Origin of the sequence: Mucilaginibacter sp. UYP27 (assembly GCF_040547175.1) — a bacterium.
In the GTDB taxonomy this organism is placed as follows: domain Bacteria; phylum Bacteroidota; class Bacteroidia; order Sphingobacteriales; family Sphingobacteriaceae; genus Mucilaginibacter.
The window spans coordinates 178756-195932 of the sequence record NZ_JBEPPE010000005.1 but is presented as its reverse complement, the minus strand read 5'-3'; the positions used below and the strand labels follow the sequence as shown (position 1 = coordinate 195932).

At 43.7% G+C, this 17177-nt stretch carries 19 protein-coding genes; 10 read left to right on the top strand and 9 right to left on the bottom strand.

The window, feature by feature from the left end; all coding sequences use genetic code 11:
• The first annotated feature begins 86 nt into the window (after positions 1-86).
• Positions 87-293 carry a hypothetical protein gene (locus ABIB39_RS16945; protein ID WP_354431360.1) on the top strand — a complete coding sequence of 69 codons (207 nt, stop codon included), beginning with the start codon at positions 87-89 and terminating at the stop codon, positions 291-293.
• Here the strand turns inward: ABIB39_RS16945 and ABIB39_RS16940 are convergent.
• Both ABIB39_RS16940 and gpmI read right to left on the bottom strand, forming a co-directional pair.
• Positions 290-850, bottom strand: coding sequence for a hypothetical protein (locus ABIB39_RS16940; RefSeq protein ID WP_354431359.1), 561 nt, complete (start codon positions 848-850; stop codon positions 290-292). The two genes, ABIB39_RS16945 and ABIB39_RS16940, sit on opposite strands and share 4 nt — an antisense overlap.
• On the bottom strand, positions 837-2360 hold the full coding sequence (gene gpmI / locus ABIB39_RS16935) for a 2,3-bisphosphoglycerate-independent phosphoglycerate mutase (RefSeq protein ID WP_354431358.1): 1524 nt from the start codon (positions 2358-2360) through the stop codon (positions 837-839). Before gpmI ends, ABIB39_RS16940 begins: the two co-directional genes overlap by 14 nt.
• Positions 2361-2454: 94 nt before the next feature.
• On the opposite strand from gpmI, the gene ABIB39_RS16930 reads away from it, so the two are divergent.
• The 5 genes from ABIB39_RS16930 (at position 2455) to ABIB39_RS16910 (ending at position 6242) form a co-directional block, all read left to right on the top strand.
• Complete coding sequence (locus tag ABIB39_RS16930) at positions 2455-2850, top strand: DUF4783 domain-containing protein (RefSeq protein WP_354431357.1); 396 nt, start codon at positions 2455-2457, stop codon at positions 2848-2850.
• 41 nt (positions 2851-2891) lie between these two features.
• Entirely contained in the window at positions 2892-3740 is an 849-nt protein-coding gene (gene nadC / locus ABIB39_RS16925) for a carboxylating nicotinate-nucleotide diphosphorylase (RefSeq protein ID WP_354431356.1), read from the top strand.
• 47 nt (positions 3741-3787) lie between these two features.
• Entirely contained in the window at positions 3788-4435 is a 648-nt protein-coding gene (gene plsY / locus ABIB39_RS16920; RefSeq protein ID WP_354431355.1) for a glycerol-3-phosphate 1-O-acyltransferase PlsY, read from the top strand.
• Positions 4436-4440: 5 nt separating this feature from the next.
• The gene (locus tag ABIB39_RS16915; protein ID WP_354431354.1) at positions 4441-5244 is read left to right on the top strand and encodes a M48 family metallopeptidase; all 804 of its coding nucleotides are present in this window, start codon (positions 4441-4443) and stop codon (positions 5242-5244) included.
• Between the two features lie 248 nt (positions 5245-5492).
• Positions 5493-6242: a YqjF family protein gene (locus ABIB39_RS16910; RefSeq protein ID WP_354431353.1), complete on the top strand. Its 750-nt coding sequence runs from the start codon at positions 5493-5495 to the stop codon at positions 6240-6242.
• Between the two features lie 463 nt (positions 6243-6705).
• Here ABIB39_RS16910 and ABIB39_RS16905 read toward each other — a convergent pair whose 3' ends face one another.
• The 4 genes from ABIB39_RS16905 to ABIB39_RS16890 form a co-directional block, all read right to left on the bottom strand.
• Positions 6706-7974: an anthranilate synthase component I family protein gene (locus ABIB39_RS16905; protein WP_354431352.1), complete on the bottom strand. Its 1269-nt coding sequence runs from the start codon at positions 7972-7974 to the stop codon at positions 6706-6708.
• A gap of 74 nt (positions 7975-8048) precedes the next feature.
• A complete protein-coding gene (locus ABIB39_RS16900) occupies positions 8049-9326 on the bottom strand; it encodes an adenylosuccinate synthase (protein WP_354431351.1) in 1278 nt (425 codons plus the stop codon).
• Between the two features lie 46 nt (positions 9327-9372).
• Positions 9373-9672: a DUF6922 domain-containing protein gene (locus tag ABIB39_RS16895; RefSeq protein ID WP_354431350.1), complete on the bottom strand. Its 300-nt coding sequence runs from the start codon at positions 9670-9672 to the stop codon at positions 9373-9375.
• 2 nt (positions 9673-9674) lie between these two features.
• A complete protein-coding gene (locus ABIB39_RS16890; RefSeq protein ID WP_354431349.1) occupies positions 9675-10145 on the bottom strand; it encodes a Fur family transcriptional regulator in 471 nt (156 codons plus the stop codon).
• A 335-nt stretch (positions 10146-10480) separates the two neighbouring features.
• Here ABIB39_RS16890 and ABIB39_RS16885 point away from each other — a divergent pair, with 335 nt between their 5' ends.
• Positions 10481-10723, top strand: a complete 243-nt coding sequence (locus ABIB39_RS16885; protein ID WP_354431348.1) for a hypothetical protein — start codon at positions 10481-10483, stop codon at positions 10721-10723.
• Between the two features lie 123 nt (positions 10724-10846).
• On the opposite strand, the gene ABIB39_RS16880 is transcribed toward ABIB39_RS16885, so the two are convergent.
• The gene (locus ABIB39_RS16880) at positions 10847-13069 is read right to left on the bottom strand and encodes a RelA/SpoT family protein (RefSeq protein WP_354431347.1); all 2223 of its coding nucleotides are present in this window, start codon (positions 13067-13069) and stop codon (positions 10847-10849) included.
• A gap of 107 nt (positions 13070-13176) precedes the next feature.
• Here ABIB39_RS16880 and ABIB39_RS16875 point away from each other — a divergent pair, with 107 nt between their 5' ends.
• From ABIB39_RS16875 to bshB1, 3 genes are read left to right on the top strand one after another with little or no spacing between them, the layout of a single operon-like run.
• Positions 13177-13794, top strand: coding sequence for a DUF4294 domain-containing protein (locus ABIB39_RS16875; protein ID WP_354431346.1), 618 nt, complete (start codon positions 13177-13179; stop codon positions 13792-13794).
• Positions 13795-14277, top strand: coding sequence for a glutathione peroxidase (locus ABIB39_RS16870; protein WP_354431345.1), 483 nt, complete (start codon positions 13795-13797; stop codon positions 14275-14277).
• A 10-nt stretch (positions 14278-14287) separates the two neighbouring features.
• On the top strand, positions 14288-15010 hold the full coding sequence (gene bshB1, locus ABIB39_RS16865; RefSeq protein ID WP_354431344.1) for a bacillithiol biosynthesis deacetylase BshB1: 723 nt from the start codon (positions 14288-14290) through the stop codon (positions 15008-15010).
• A gap of 95 nt (positions 15011-15105) precedes the next feature.
• Here the strand turns inward: bshB1 and ABIB39_RS16860 are convergent, their stop codons facing one another.
• Together ABIB39_RS16860 and lat are read right to left on the bottom strand one after the other, a co-directional pair.
• Complete coding sequence (locus ABIB39_RS16860) at positions 15106-15543, bottom strand: hypothetical protein (RefSeq protein WP_354431342.1); 438 nt, start codon at positions 15541-15543, stop codon at positions 15106-15108.
• 197 nt (positions 15544-15740) lie between these two features.
• Positions 15741-17072, bottom strand: a complete 1332-nt coding sequence (gene lat, locus ABIB39_RS16855) for an L-lysine 6-transaminase (protein ID WP_354431341.1) — start codon at positions 17070-17072, stop codon at positions 15741-15743.
• Between the last annotated feature and the right edge of the window lie 105 nt (positions 17073-17177).

Below are 17177 nucleotides of genomic sequence, written 5' to 3'. Positions count from 1 at the left end.
AATCAGTAATTGATTTTCCAATTTATTCATAATTTAAAGCCACCTAATACATGGCTTTTTTTATAAACCTAAAATCTTAAAACATTATGGACCATTCAACTGCAATCCTTATCACTTATGTAATCGGCTGCCTAATAGCATTCTTGATTGGCGCGTTAATTACCCGTGCAATCTTTAGCATCCCTACAATAGTTTATAACATCAAAGTACAAACTGTATTGTTAGAGAGAATTGCCCAAAAACAAGGGGTCTCACTTGACGAATTAGATGGAATCAGGAGAGCCAACTACTAATTAGCAAAGCTGCCTTTTATCCGGTAGTTGTTTGTACCCATAATTTTTACATGCTGCATTTTTTCAATTAAGTAATAGGCATTTGGCGCGTAAACCAATTTTTCGGTGGTGTTGTACAGGATGTTGTGGGTATTGTTTAGGATAGAAATTGCTGTAACCTGCCCCGCTTTTTTGCGGATGATGATCTCTCGCGTTTTCAACTCCGGGGATTTGGCTTTGTAAACGGTGCTGTCTTCGTTTGATGTAATATCGTAGCTCTGTTTCCAGGCGGGTTTGTTGATGTCGCTTTCGGTAAACAGGTTAAGCTCTTTTTTCCAGCTGGCAATGCGTACCTTTTTGCTTTCGGCAGCGCCGTTGTGCGCTACAGATTTGTCCACTTCCGGGTTTTGTTTGGTAAGCAAGCTATCCTGTTTTTTGAAATAGTCTTTCAGGTCAAAGTATTTCAACTCGGCGCCGGTCTCTTTTATTTCGGGCTTGTTACAGGCGTAGCTGCTGCCCAAAAGCAGCAGCACACCTGTGTAAACTGTATATTTTTTGAGTGGTTTATACCAATACATTACCGGTCATTTCAGCAGGGATAGTTACGCCCAAAATATTTAATACGGTTGGGGCAATATCGCCCAGTTTACCATCTTTAACGTGCTTAACATCGCCATCTATAATAATACACGGCACCAGGTTGGTGGTGTGGGCGGTATTAGGCGAACCGTCCTCATTGATCATGTAATCGGCGTTACCGTGGTCGGCAATGATGATAAACGAATAGCCGGTTTTTAAACCCGCCTCTACGACCGCTTTACAGCAGGCATCGGCAGTTTCGGCGGCTTTCATCACGGCGCTGAACACGCCTGTGTGGCCCACCATATCGGTATTGGCAAAGTTAAGACAAACAAAATCCGGCCAGCCGGCTTCCAATTCGGGGATGATGGCATCGCGGATGCCCTCGGCACTCATTTCGGGCTGCAGATCATATGTAGCAACCTTTGGCGAGGGTACTAAAAGGCGTTTTTCGTCTATAAACGCCGTTTCGCGCCCACCCGAAAAGAAGAACGTTACGTGCGGATATTTTTCGGTTTCGGCAATACGGATCTGTTTTTTACCGGCACTTTCTAAAACCTCGCCCAATGTTTTGCTCAGGTCATCCTTACGGAAAACTACTTTTACATTCTTAAAGGTTTCATCGTACGATGTCATGGTTACATAATGGATATCCAGCGGCTTCATATCATACTCCGGAAACTCCTTTTGAGTAAGCGCCTGCGAAATTTCGCGGCCCCTATCCGTACGGAAGTTGAAACAGATAACTGCGTCGCCATCTTTTATCACCGCGATAGGGTTGCCGTTCTCATCAATCTTAACAATCGGTTTAACAAACTCGTCGGTAACACCATCCGCGTACGAGCTTTTTATTGATTCTAAAATATCATGGGTAGGTGCACCTTCGCCTTTTACCATAAGGTCATAAGCCAGTTTAACGCGCTCCCAGCGGTTATCACGGTCCATGGCATAGTAGCGGCCAATGGCTGATGCCAAACGCACGGGGCTATCAGCAATGTGGTTCTCCAGGTCGGTAATAAACTTTAAACCCGAGTTTGGGTCGGTATCGCGGCCATCTAAAAAGGCGTGTATAAATACTTTCTCGATACCCAAAGCCTTGGTAGCATCTGCGAGGCCTTTAAGGTGGTTGATGTGGGCATGTACCCCTCCATCGCTCACCAGGCCAATCAGGTGCAGGTCTTTATGGTTTTCTTTTGCATAGTTAAATGCGTCAAGTATGGTTTCGTTTTGTACAAATTCGTTATCAATAACGGCTTTGTTTATGCGGCCCAGTTCCTGGTAAACCACGCGGCCGGCGCCAAGGTTCATGTGCCCAACTTCCGAGTTCCCCATCTGCCCTTCAGGTAAACCTACAGCAAGGCCTGAGGCTTCGAGCTTCGAGTTTGGATATTTGGCGATCATCTCGTCAAAGAACGGCGTATTTGCCGCCACAATAGCGTTTGATCTGTCGTTAAGGCCGTAACCCCAGCCATCAAGTATAATTAATGCAACTTTTTTTATGTTTTCCACAATGCAAATATAAAAGCAACGTTTATAGGTTGTAGGTTAAAACCTTTATTTTTTTAATTGCAACAATTCTTTGGTTTATTGGTCATATATAGTAATGAAACTAAGATACCTGCCGCTACTCACTTTGCTTTTTTTGCTGCCATTGGTAGCAAGCGCGGATGTTATTGATAAAATTACCAACCTTTTAAAAACATCAAACGCCCACGAAATAGCCAAATATTTTGGTAATAATGTAGATATCAGCATTGCGGAAGAGAGTAATTCCTACTCGGGAACACAGGCCGAAATGATATTGGATAAGTTTTTTAAGGATAATAAACCCCACACGGCCAAATTATTACACCGCGTTAGCTCTAACCCCAATTATAATTTTGGCGTATATATTTTAACTACCGAAAAGGGCAAGTTCAGGATCTCGTGCACGCTTAAGGAAGTAAATAAGGTTATGCAGATAATGGAGTTGCGAATAGAAACGGAAAAACCTAATTAGTGCGCAATTGTTCTTACTTTTGAAACTCAAAAAACAAAGGTTTGGACAAACAACTTATACACCAATTTATAGTTAATGCTTTAAGTGAAGATGTTGGCGACGGCGACCACACATCGTTATCAACCATTGAAGCAGGCACACAAGGCAAAGCAAAATTATTAGTTAAAGATACGGGGATACTGGCAGGCGTTGAGCTGGCCTTAGAGATTTTCCGCGAGGTAGACCCAAACCTTAAGGTTACCGTATTTTTAAATGACGGTGCGGAAGTAAAACCAAAAGATATAGCCCTTGAAGTAGAGGGCGACGCCCGGGCTATTTTAAAAGCAGAGCGCCTTGTGCTAAATTGCATGCAGCGCATGAGCGGCATTGCTACCACTACCCACCAAATTGTAGATATTTTAACAGGTACCAACACCAAAGTGTTGGATACCCGCAAAACCACACCCGGCATGCGCTACCTGGAAAAATGGGCTGTGCGCATAGGCGGCGGCGTAAATCACCGTTTCGGCTTGTATGATATGATCCTGATAAAGGATAACCATGTAGATTACTCTGGCGGCATCCGCCAGGCTATAGAGAACGCCAACAGATACCTTGCCGATACCGGTAAAAAACTGGCTATTGAAATTGAGGTGCGTAACCTGGAAGAATTGGAGCAAGTTTTGCAAACAGGAAACGTGAACCGCATTTTGATTGATAACTTTAATTTTGAAGACCTGCGGCAGGCCGTAAGTATGATACAGGGCCGCTACATTACCGAGGCATCCGGAGGCATCACTATCGATAACATCCGCGATTATGCCGATTGCGGTGTAGATTACGTGTCGGTAGGGGCGTTAACTCATTCTGTAAAAAGTTTAGATCTGAGTTTAAAAGCTGTAAAATTATAATGATATATTGCGGTAGTATAACATCAATTTAATAATATTGCAGGCAGATGCTATCAGTCTACTCGATTTCGGCTCTTATTGCGGCTTACCTTTTCGGATCAATTCCTACTGCAGTATGGATAGGGCAGGCATTCTACCACGTTGACGTGCGCGAATACGGCAGCGGCAATGCCGGGGCTACCAACACATTCAGGGTTTTAGGTAAAAAAGCGGGTATTCCTGTTATGCTGTTAGATATTTTAAAGGGGTGGACAGCCACCAACCTGGCTTATGTTGTTGGTACAAGCGTAACCGGGCCGTTTAATTCGGTAGCGTTTGTTAACTTACAGTTAGCGCTGGGGGTAGCGGCCGTTATGGGCCATTTGTTCCCGATATTTGCCGGCTTTAGGGGCGGCAAAGGCATAGCCACACTTTTTGGAATGATATTAGCTATAAACCTGCCGGCTGCCTTGCTTTGCGTTGCTGTATTTATCACAACGTTGCTAATAACACGCTATGTATCGCTTTCATCGATATTAGCCGGGTTTATTTACCCTATAGGGATAACATTTGTTTTCCATGTGAGTATTAAATCGGTCATTATTTATGGGATGTGTATATTTATACTGGTATTGGTAACGCATCAAAAAAATATAGAGCGATTATTGAAGGGCAAGGAGTCGAAAGTTAATTTATTTAAAAAGAAAACCACCTAAATTCTATGAAAACACTTAAACCCCTACTGGCATTAGCTGTGATAGCAATTTCTGCGTATGCATGTTCAACCGTGCCACTTACCGGCCGCTCGCAATTGAGCTTGGTAAGCGACGACCAGATTAACCCCGCGGCAGCGCAAAGCTACCGCACCCTTTTATCAGACCCATCAACCAAAGTTGTTAGTACCGGCACCGATGCCCAGCGTGTAAAACGTATAGGCAGCCAGCTTGCTGTAGCTATAGATAGCTATTTAAAAGCAAATGGTTACGGCAGCCAATACAATTACCAATGGGAATTTAACCTGATACAAAGCAAAGAAATTAACGCATGGTGTATGCCGGGCGGTAAAGTTGCCGTGTATAGCGGCATATTACCTGTCACCGCTACAGACGCAGGTTTGGCAACCGTTATGGGCCACGAGATAGGCCATGCTATTGCCCACCACTCGGCCGAAGCGCTTTCTCAGCAAATGGCAGTGCAGGCAGGCGGTACCGCGATTGGTGCAGCAACAGGCAGCAAATCACAAGCCACGCAGACCATTATCGGTACACTTTACGGTGTAGGTGGCCAGTTGGCTACTTTAAAGTATTCAAGGGATAAAGAGAACGAGGCTGATAGACTGGGCCTAACCTTTATGGCCATGGCTGGTTATGACCCGCGCCTGGCGGTTAGCTTTTGGCAACGTATGGCTGCCCAAAACCAGGGCGCCCCACCAGAGTTTTTAAGTACTCACCCAAGTGATGCTACCCGTATAGCTAATATACAAAGGCTTGTACCCGAGGCTATGAAATATTACAAAGGAAAATAAGAAATGCTTCAAAAAGGCCATCAGATACTCTGGTGGCCTTTGTTGTTTAAAGGTGCCACAGCGTAGATTCTATCTACCGGTCATTGCTTCGCTCGACCACCATTTCTACCGTAAACGGAAGAGGGTTATATTACCTACCATTTTATAACCCTCCTTGCGCAGCAGAGAGGGTCGACCAGCGGAGCGAAGTCGGGGTGAGTAGACCTGCGGCACACTAAACAAACCACCAAATTCTTACTTTTATCATTATGGCTACTTCTAAATCACGCTTCCTTACAGCCCAATGGCGCAACCTGGTGATGCTTAATTATGAGGTTGACCCTGAGATATTAAAACCACACCTGCCCGCCGCTACCGAAATTGACCTTTGGGAAGGCAAAGCATTGGTAAGTATGGTAGGCTTTATGTTTCAGGATACGCGGGTGCTGGGCGTCAAATGGCCTTTCCACGTAAATTTTGAAGAAGTGAACCTGCGCTTTTATGTACGCCATTTTGATGGTAAACAATGGAAACGCGGCGCGGTATTCATCAGCGAAATTGTGCCCAAAAGTATTATTGCCCTAATTGCAAATAACCTTTATAAAGAGCATTATCGTGCGCTGCCAATGCGGCATTCCATTACAAAATCCGGGCCCAACCACACGCAGTTCTTATACGAGTGGAAGTTGAAAGGTGTATGGAATAAGCTTGGCGCCACTGTGCGCAACAGCCTTACACCGATAGTAGCAGGAAGCCCCGAAGAGTTTATTTTTGAGCATTATTGGGGATATAATTATTTAACCGACCGTAAAACAATGCAGTACCAGGTAGAGCATGTATCCTGGCAAATTGCGGAGGTTAAAGATTTTGTTTTCGAAGCGGATATAAAGGAATTATACGGCGATGCTTTTGTGCCTTACCTGTGTGCGAAGCCTTTCTCGGCCTTTTGGGCTAATGGCTCGGAGATAGCGGTGAGGATAGCGGATAAGTTGTTGCTGGAACCGGTGTTGCCGGGGTAGATAATCAAAACCAACCTGTCATTTCGAACGAGCATGAGGTGGGGTGTGCGCGGCGCGAGGAGAAATCTTCTACGCTCTACATTCAGAAATATGAATTCCTTATCAAGCGCAGAAGATTTCTCCTCGTACCTCGTTCGAAATGACATTGAAGCTTTTTGCCGTTGTTATTGTTGTCACCAACAACCTTAGGCAAGTAGCAGACAGGCATGACGCCTTGTTGTTGACAACACCAGCAAGGGCGGGAAGTGTTCACGTTCACGGCCATGTGTGCGTGTGAACAGATCGTATGTTACTTATAATCAGAGTTTTAAATTTTTTTGTTGTTGATGTTGTACGTATCTTCCTTATAATCAGCGTTTTAAGTTTTTGCAGTTGTTACCAACAACTTTTAGGTAAGTAGCAGCCAGGCACGGCGTCTTGTTGGTGACAACACCAACAAGGGCTGGAAACGAGCAATTGGCGATTATCGTGTTACCCCTAAAACTTCCAATATCGCTTTTGCCTTTAGCAAACATTCCTCATATTCGCTTTCGGGATCGGCATGGTAAGTAATAGCACTGCCAACGTGAAACGACAGATACTTTTCGGCGCTATTATACAGCAACGTACGGATCACTACGTTAAAATCAAAATCACCATCGGGACTAAAATACCCCACCGCGCCGGAGTACACGCCGCGTTTGCTGCGTTCATATTGTTCCATGAGCTGCATGGCGCTAATTTTTGGGGCACCCGTCATGCTGCCCATCGGGAAAGTGTTTTGTATGGCCTCAACTGCCGATACATCATCGCGCAGCTCGCATACAACGGTTGATACCATCTGGTGTAGCTGTTTAAAGCTTTGGATGCCGTAAAGTTCTTCCGTTTTAACGGTACCGGGTTTGGCGGAGTGGGTAAGATCGTTACGCACCAGGTCTACTATCATTACGTTTTCCTGCAATTCCTTAGGGTGGTTGCGCAATTCTTCGATGATGGTTTTATCAATGGCTTCATCTGCATCTCGGCGGGCAGTGCCCTTTATAGGTTGCGAGATGAGTTTGCTTCCCCGCTTCGCTAAAAACCGCTCGGGCGAAGCACACATGATATAGTTACCTTTCCATTTAAAAAAAGTAGAAAATGGGGTGGGCGATAGGCCGTTTAAATTTTGGAAGATGGATAGCGCGTCTACATTAGCATCTTCCGCGTAAAATTCCTGGCAAAAATTAGTTACATAGATATCGCCACGCACAATATGCTGCTGAATTTTTTCTACCGTTTCTACATACCCGGCTTTGCTGAAGCGAGGTTGTAGTTGGACTACGGTCTGATTTTGGCGCGAAGTGAGTTCTAATTTCCCTATTGTTTCCAATATTGCCGGTCCGTCTACCCCGGTTATTTCAACTTCATTTCCTTTTAAACAAATAAGGATCTCAGGTGCGAAAAAGTATAGGTCGGGGAAGTTAAGGTGGTCCGGGTTGTTGGAAAGAAGGTTCTCAACTTCATTCTTTAGGTCGTACCCAAAAAAGCCAGTGATCCAGCCTGGATTATCGTTTCTAAATGTATTTAGTTGCGTAAAGGCATCTCCTGCGTTGGCCGCCAGTTCGGCTTTGGCACCAATGGCTATAATGGTATCAAACTTGCCGTATGGGTCGTTAAAGCTATTGCTATCGAGGTAGCACAGGGTATCAAATTGTGCAGCCCATGCAAGTGCCTTTTGTTTAAATAAAGCTACGTCGGTTACCTCGGTTATCACATGGCAAAAATAGTAACTAAATATAAAAGGCCCCGATTTATCGGGGCCTTTTGAATAATTAAATGATATATAGCTTAGTGCAATACCAAAGTCTGCTTTCTATCCGGGCCTACAGATAACCATTTGATAGGTACTTCTAATTCGGCTTCTAAAAAGTCGATGTATGATTGTAATTTCTCCGGGATCTCATTCAGTTCGGTTATGCCGGTAATGTCTTCTTTCCAACCGTCAATTTCTTTCAACACAGGCACGGCATCAACAGAGCAAATGTCGTACGGCATGTAATCGATCTGTTCACCTAAATAGTTGTAGTGGGTACAAGCGTAGATCTTTTCGAAACCGCTTAGCACATCAGCTTTGGTCATCACCATTTGGGTAACGCCGTTCAGCATAATGGCATATTTAAGGGCGGGCAGGTCTATCCAACCGCAACGGCGCGGCCTGCCGGTAGTAGCACCAAACTCGTGGCCTATGCGGCGCAGTTCTTCGCCCGTCTCGTCATTCAATTCGGTAGGGAAGGGGCCGCCACCAACACGGGTACAGTAAGCTTTAAAAATGCCTATCACATCGCCAATTTGGCGGGGCGCAATACCTAAGCCGGTACAGGCACCAGCTGCGGTAGTATTTGACGAAGTAACAAATGGATAAGAACCGAAATCGATATCCAGCATAGCGCCTTGTGCGCCCTCAGCTAATACTTTTTTACCTTCTTTAATGTAGTTGTTCACCAAATGCTCGCTATCAACCAGCGGGAATTTTTTGATCAGCTCAATAGCTTCAAAAAACGCTGCTTCGCGCTCGCTAAAGTCGGCAACTTCGCCATACATTGCCTGTAGCATCGAGGTATGTTTGTCAACCAGTTTTTGGTATTTCTCTTTAAAATCGGGCAGGGTGATATCGCCAATGCGCAAACCGTTACGGCCTGTTTTATCCATGTAAGTTGGGCCGATACCTTTTAGGGTAGAACCAATTTTACCGTCGCCCATTTTCTTTTCAGACGCGGCATCAAGCAACTGGTGGGTAGGCAGAATAAGGTGCGCCTTTTTGGCTATCATCAAATTCTTTTTGGCCAACAGGTCGTGGCCTGCATCTTTCAGCTTATCAAGTTCCTTTTTCAGGGTTATAGGGTCAATAACAACGCCGTTACCAATCAGGTTCATGGTGTTGTCAAAGAAAATACCCGAAGGGATGGTGTTCAGTACAAATTTTTTGCCTTCAAACTCTAAGGTGTGGCCGGCATTGGGGCCGCCCTGGAAACGCGCTATCAGGTCGTACCCTGCGCTTAGTACATCAACAATTTTACCTTTACCTTCGTCGCCCCACTGGAGGCCTAATAATACGTCAACAGCCATTAAATGATATTTTGAAATCGGATAATAAATTTAATTTTTGAATTTGTTAAGCACTGTAAAGTTCCCAGGGCTGAGGTTTAAACGGTTTAATAGGGTAGATAAAATCTTGCATGTTTAGCTTGAATATTAAACAGCAAAAATTAGCTTCTTTCGAGTCGAGGTTTTGAGAATTTATAATTTCTCTTTTCCATCTTTCTTCGCCGTAATACTTTGTTAAAGATAAGAAATCATCAAAAGAGCCCCACTTTATTATTGTTTCCATCACCAGCACGGCGTGTTTTTCATAGTCGATACTATTCATATCAACATCCCAAAATGCCTGTTTGCTTAGAATTGGTTTATCCATTTTTATTGCGCTTTCCTGTCGCAAAAACCTGCGCGCAGTTTGGTGCAGTTACCGTAAAGGTTTAGCGAGTGGTGTTTAATTTCGAACTTTAAAATATCACCCATCATGCTCTGGATCTGCTGGATTCTCGGGTCGCAAAACTCAACTACTTTACCGCAATCTATGCATATGATGTGGTCGTGCTGTTTGTAGCCGTATGATTTTTCGAACTGGGCCATGTTTTTGCCAAACTGGTGTTTGGTAACCAGGTCGCACGATACCAGTAATTCGAGGGTATTATAAACCGTAGCGCGGCTTACGCGGTATTTCTTGTTCTTCATGTGGATGTATAACGATTCCACATCAAAATGGTCTGTCCTTGAATAGATCTCTTCAAGTATGGCGAAGCGTTCCGGGGTTTTCCGGAGGCTTTTATTTTCGAGATAGGCCTCAAAAATCTTTTTCACCAACGCAATGGTTTCCTGTACAGGCATAATGTTAAATTAACAGGGCAAAGGTATTAATAAAATATAATATAGAGCCAAGAAACAAGAGTCAAGAAATAAGAAATTGAATAGCGAAAAAGTAAATATTGTATCTGGCTTACTTAATGTATAGATACGATAAAAGTAATTTATATACTAATATTCATATTACTTTTTAGGTAATTAAATTTTAACTTTCGCCAATAGAGATAATTAATTTTTTTTAATTCTAATCAGTTTTTTAAATACAAACTAAAACAAAAAAGCCTTTAAATTTATTTCCCTAATTTGTACCTGCAACACCTGTTACATTAGCGGCTAAAAATTGTTTATAAATTTTACTTATGTATAAAGTATTCTTTTATTATTTATTGTTACTATTGCCTATTGCTTTTATCTTTTGGTTAAGTAAAAATGGCAACACAGCTTCTGTAGGTATAGCTATATTATTGTATGCAATTGTTTATAGGCCTTTAATTGATGGTTATAAATTAATTATAAAAGGCATAATTGCTAAAAAAGATATTTGGAAAATGTATATACCTTCTACCTACAGAAGGTATTTTAAAGAGCTTTATTTAAGTTAGGGTTAGGGTATTTAGTCACACAACAATAGCGTCAGGAATCAAGAAGTCAAGAGCCAAGAAAGGGCCACGATCTTTGAAAATACTTTTTGTCTTGGCTCTTGGTTCTAATTTCTTGTCTCTCTGTTAAGATGCTTTTTCCACTACCGAATCAAACCTTATCACCGATGTAATACCCTTTACCTGGTTCAGTTTTTTGATCAGGTTATCCAGGTGTTCGGTATCGTTCACATAAACCATTATCGCGCCTTCAAAAATACCGTTATCGCTATCCACCGTAATAGAGCGGATGTTTACCTTAAAGTCGGTTGATATAACAGTAGTAAGCTTGTTTATCAAACCAACATCATCAATACCCCTTATGCGCAGGCCGGTTAAAAATGCCAGTTCCAATTGTTTGGTCCACTTGGCTTTTACAATGCGGTAACCATAATTGGCCATCAACTTGGCGGCATTAGGGCAGTTGGTGCGGTGAATTTTGATGCCATCGCTTACGGTAACAAACCCAAACACATCATCGCCCGGGATGGGGTTACAACAATTGGCAAGTTTGTAATCTATTTTTTGCAGGTCCTCACCAAACAGCAACACGTCGCTATCCTTGGTTTTGATATTGCGGACGATGCTCTGCAGTTGTTCGTGCTCAATTTTATCCTGCGGTTTGTTCTCAATTACCTTTTCTGATGCCTGGTACTCCTTCAGGTCCTTCATATCAATCTGGCCTTTGGCCACGTTGTAGAAAAGGTCCTGCGTGGACGGCAGCTTAAAGTAGTAGCTAAGTTTATGGATGTTCTCGGAGTTATAAGTGATCTTAAGCGATTTCATCTTCCGCTCCAAAATCTCCTTGCCATCATCGGCAACCTTACGTTTCTCTTCTTTAAGGGCCGATTTAATTTTGGCTTTTGCCTTAGCCGTAACCACAAAGCTAAGCCAGTCTTCTTTAGGTACCTGCTTGCCCGAGGTGATGATCTCTACCTGGTCGCCGTTTTGCAGTTTGTAGCTAAGAGGTACCAGTTTATGGTTCACCTTGGCGCCAATACAGCCCGCGCCCACATCGGTGTGGATCTCGAAGGCAAAATCAAGCGCGGTGGCGTTAAGCGGCAATTGGATCAGCGCGCCTTTCGGGGTAAAAATGAAGATCTCGTCGCTAAACAGGTTCATCTTAAAATCATCCAAAAAGTCGAGCGCGTTCGAGTCAGGGTTCTTTAGCATATCCCTAACTTTTTGCACCCAAAGGTCCAGGCCGCTATCGGTAGACGATTCCTTATATTTCCAATGCGCCGCGAAACCCTTCTCGGCAATTTCGTTCATCCGTTTGGTACGGATCTGTACCTCCACCCATTGCCCGCGGGGGCCCATTACGGTGGTATGCAGCGATTCGTAACCGTTTGCCTTTGGCGATGAGATCCAGTCGCGCAGCCTGTCGGGGTTTGGCCTGTACAGGTCGGTAACTATCGAGTATGCCTTCCAGCAATCAGCTTTTTCGTTCTCGGGCGTGCTGTCTAATACGATGCGGATGGCGAACAAGTCATACACCTCCTCGAACGGGATGGCTTTTTTCTTCATCTTGTTCCAGATGGAGTGGATAGATTTTGGGCGGCCAAAAAGCTCGCCATGCACATCCTGGCTTTCCAGCACTTTATTTACAGGGTCAATAAAGTCGCAGATAAATTTCTCTCGCTCGGTTTTTTTCTCGTTTAGTTTATTTTTGATGAACTGGTAAGTTTCGCGCTCCATGTATTTCATGGAGAGGTCTTCCAGTTCGGATTTTATGGCGTATAACCCCAGGCGGTGGGCAAGGGGCGCGTACAGGTACACCGTTTCTGACGATAGCTTAAGCTGCTTATCGCGCGGCATAAACTCCATGGTACGCATGTTGTGCAACCTATCGGCCAGTTTAATCAGTATTACCCTCACATCATCGGCAAGGGTAAGCAGCATTTTACGGAAATTTTCGGCCTGCAAGGAACTGTTAGTATCAAACACGCCCGATATTTTGGTTAGGCCGTCAATAATCTTGGCGACTTTTTTACCAAACTCCAGCTCAATATCTTCCAGGGTAACATCGGTATCTTCCACAACATCGTGCAACAGGGCACAAACGATAGATGTGGTACCCAAACCTATCTCTTCGGCAGCTATTTGGGCTACCGCTATGGGGTGGTATATATAAGGCTCGCCGCTTTTACGGCGCATATCTTTATGGCTCTCCAAAGCCATCTCAAAGGCCTTGCGTATCATACGTTTATCTCCCTTTTGCAGGGTAGATTTACTTGCGCGCAGCAATGCCCGGTATCTCTTCAGGATCTCTTTTTTCTCAGCTTCCAGGTCAATCACTAAATCTTTCATGTATTGGTATGGGGTATTACTACAATAAACCCGCAAACATTAAATTTTATTGCAGGTTTATATAAAATAACAAAATAAAATGCGTTAATTTTGTATCAAGTAAAAATATGAAATTTATTATTTCTCTTTTGTTGTTTTGTTGCGTGTTTGGGAGCTTAAAAGCCCAGGACGACAAACCTGCTAAACCGGTAGTACTTGGCAAAAATGATACCATTAAGGTGTATATGACCAAGCTGGATGGTGAGCTGGTGCCCTGGATCGTAGAACCGGAGGTACGCATTGTAGATACACGCATTTTTGCCAGCGAGCAGGACAGGCTTGATTACCTGCGTTTACGCTATAATGTTAAAAAAGTAATGCCTTATGCGCGCTATGCCGGCCAGCGTTACCGCCAGTTACAGCGCGACCTTGCCCTTACCGGCGATAAAAAGAAGCAAAAGGAATTGATGAAAGCCTGCGAGAACGAGATTAAAACCTTGTTTAATCACGACATCAAGAATCTGACAATTAGTCAGGGTGAGGTATTGATAAAATTGGTGAGCCGCGAAACAGGCAACACCAGCTTTGCTTTAGCTAAAGAACTTAAGGGTGGTTTTAACGCCTTCGTTTTCCAATCGGTAGCCCGTTTATTTGGGCATAACCTCAAAGAAACGTACGACCCTGCCGAACAGCGCGACATTGAACAGATACTGCGCGACGCCGGATACGTTTCGAGCTACAACTAAATGGATAACGACAGTATTTACCCGTTCACGGTTGAGAAACTGAATGGCGAGCATATAGGCCTTGCCGACTACCAGGATAAAGTTTTACTGATCGTGAATATCGCGTCGCAATGCGGTTTTACCCCACAACTGCAAGACCTGAGCGACCTTAAAAAAGAATTTTCAGATCAGGATTTTGAGATATTGGCTTTCCCATCAGATGATTTTGGCGGACAAGAACCACTTGAAGGTGACGCCATAGCCACTTTTTGCAGCAACTATGGCAACAATTTTCCCATTTTTGAAAAAAGCCGTGTGCGCGGCGAGTTTGCCATCCCGCTTTACAAGTATTTAGCAGGCAGCTCAAAGCCCCGCTGGAATTTCCACAAATACCTTATTGACAAAAACGGCAAGGTTGTTGATTTCTTTTACCCGTTCACCAAACCTACATCATCTAAAATAAAGAAAAAGATACAGCGACTTTTGGCTGCTGTACCTAAATAATGTGCTGTTTATGAAATTAGATATTTTAGTTTTACCCGTACACCCGGACGATGCCGAACTGGGCTGTGCAGGCACCATATTAAAACATATAAAACTTGGCCACAAAGTTGGCGTTGTAGACCTTACCCGTGGCGAACTGGGTACCCGCGGCTCGGCCGAGATCCGCGATAAGGAAGCCGCTAAGGCCGCCGAAATATTAGGTTTGACCGTAAGAGAAAACCTGGCAATCCCTGATGGGTTTTTTACCAACACGCAAGAGTACCAGTTAAAGGTGATAGCGGCTATCCGTAAGTTTCAACCGGAGATCGTGATCACTAATGCCTACCATGACCGCCACCCTGACCATGGGCGTGCTAATGAACTGGTAGAGGCATCCGCGTTTTTATCGGGCCTGCGCCGGATAGAGACTTTTGAAGACGGGCAGTTACAGGAACCATGGCGCCCAACACAGGTGCTCCATTTTATACAGGACAGGTACATTAAACCGGATATTATTGTAGATGTTACCGAGTTTTGGGATACCAAAATAGAGAGCATTTATGCTTACGGTTCACAGTTCCACAACCCGGATTACAATGAGGATGAACCACAAACCTACATCTCCTCACCGGATTTCATTGAGCAAATAAACGGCCGCGGCCGCGAGTTTGGAAAAAGCATCAACACCAAATACGGCGAAGGCTTTACATCCAAGAAGATACTGGGTATAGATAATTTGTTTGAGTTGAGGTAGTGTTTTACGCCTTTGTTGGTGTTGTTACCAACAAATACCGGATAACGCAAAAGGCCACTCTATATGAGCGGCCTTTTGCGTTAGAGTGGCTTTACTTAAACACCTACGTATTCGAAACGGTTGTTTTCGTTGCTGCGTTCGCGTTTAAGTTTGTTGTCTTTGGCAAGCTTTAGTAAGATGCCCGACAATTCGGAAGTTTTAAATTCCGAATCGAATTTTTCTTTGCAATACTCTGCAATTGATGATATAGAGTGCGGTGTTTTAAAATAATCGCTGCTTAGCAATTGGTTTAGCACCTTGGTAGCACCAGGTTTTTTACGGCCGTGTTCCTCGTTCACTTCATTTTCTCTTGATGGCCTGCGTCCTCTTTTATTGAAAATTTCAGATCCTTCCGTATCACCCCGCTCTGTTTCCATAATCTCGTCTAAAAGCCTGTCAACCACTCTCACTTGTACAGCTTCAGACTGGAAAGAATTAACAACCTCAGCGATCTCTGTAAGTTGTTTTTTTAATTTTTCAATTTGTCTGTTCATCCTATTTATTGTACTATATGTATTTCAATAATGCATTATTTTACGTTACGTGTATGTGCCTCAATGTATAACAACCTAAAGCACAATTATTAATTAATATTATAATAACGCCGTTTGGCAATTATAGTATTTGATAAATAAAAAAAGCCCCTGTTTGTGTCAAAACAAGGGCCTGTAGCAATATTATTACAGTTTAGTTATAGGCGCGGCAATATCTTTTCAAGCATTTGCATGCCCTCGTCAATATGGGTGTTATCCATGATAAGCGCCGGCCTGAAGCGGATGCTGCGTTCGCCACAGCCCAGGTACATGATATTATTATCTAAACCAATATTAATAAAGGTGTTACGGGTATTAGCGTCCGGGAAATCGAATGCGGTTAGCAGGCCTTTGCCACGTACATTGGTTACGATATTATTTTTGGCCGCGATATTTTTAAGGCTGGTTTGCAGGTACTCGCCAGTTTTGGCGGCTTGCTCGCAAAGGCCATCTTCTTCGATGATCTCCATGATCTTGGACGAGCGCACCATATCCACCAAACTACCACCCCAGGTAGAGTTTATGCGCGATGAAACATTGAATACATTATTCTCCACCTCATCCACCTTTTTGCCGGCCAGTATGCCGCAAACCTGCATTTTTTTACCGAAGGCGAGTATGTCCGGGCGGGCGTTTTCGCCAAAGTGCTGGTGCAGCCAAAACTTGCCGCTTAGGCCAACGCCGGTTTGCACTTCGTCATATATTAGCATCGCGTCGTTCTCATCAACCAATACGCGCAGTTGTTCTAAAAACTCCTGTCGAACGTGTTTATCGCCACCTTCGGATAATACAGGCTCTATAATAATAGCGCAGATATCATCCGGGTTATCAGCAAAGGCTTTTTTTATCTGGGCGATGGATTTTGCTTCGCGATTAAGCAGGTCCTGTTTGTTTGCATCTGTTAACGGGAAGTGAATCTCCGGTAACGACACCCTCGGCCAATCGAACTTGGCGAACCACTTGGTTTTAACAGGCTGGGTATTTGTCAAACTTAGGGTATAGCCCGAGCGGCCGTGAAAAGCATTTTCAAAATGGATCACTTTAAAACCTTTTTCGGTTGTGTGGCCTTTGGCGAAGTTCTTTTGAACTTTCCAATCCATGGCAACTTTAAGCGCATTCTCAATGGCTAAAGAGCCGCCTGCAATAAAAAAGGCGTGGGGCAAATAATCTGGGATGCCAACTCGACTAAAGGTATCTACAAACTGGGCGTATTGCTCGGTATAAATGTCGGAGTTGGAAGGGTTGGTTAACGCTGCCAACATCAGGCTTTTTTTAAAGCCCTCGTCGTTTAGCATTTTTGGGTGGTTGTAACCCAGCGGTACCGAAGCAAAACAAGTAAAAAAGTCTAACAACGTGCGGTTGTTTTTAGCATCGTAAATATGAACGCCCTGGCTTTTTTCCATATCAAAGGTAAGGTCGAAACCATCGGCCAAAATATGCTTGCTAAGGGTAGCCTGAACGTTTAGTGGTGTTACTTGCAATTGGTACATAAAAGTAGAATTATTGGTTAAACAAATCTAACAAAAAGCCCTAAATAACAATAATTTAAAGGTTTTTATACCAATTGACAGAAAAGTAACTTTAAATGAACTAAA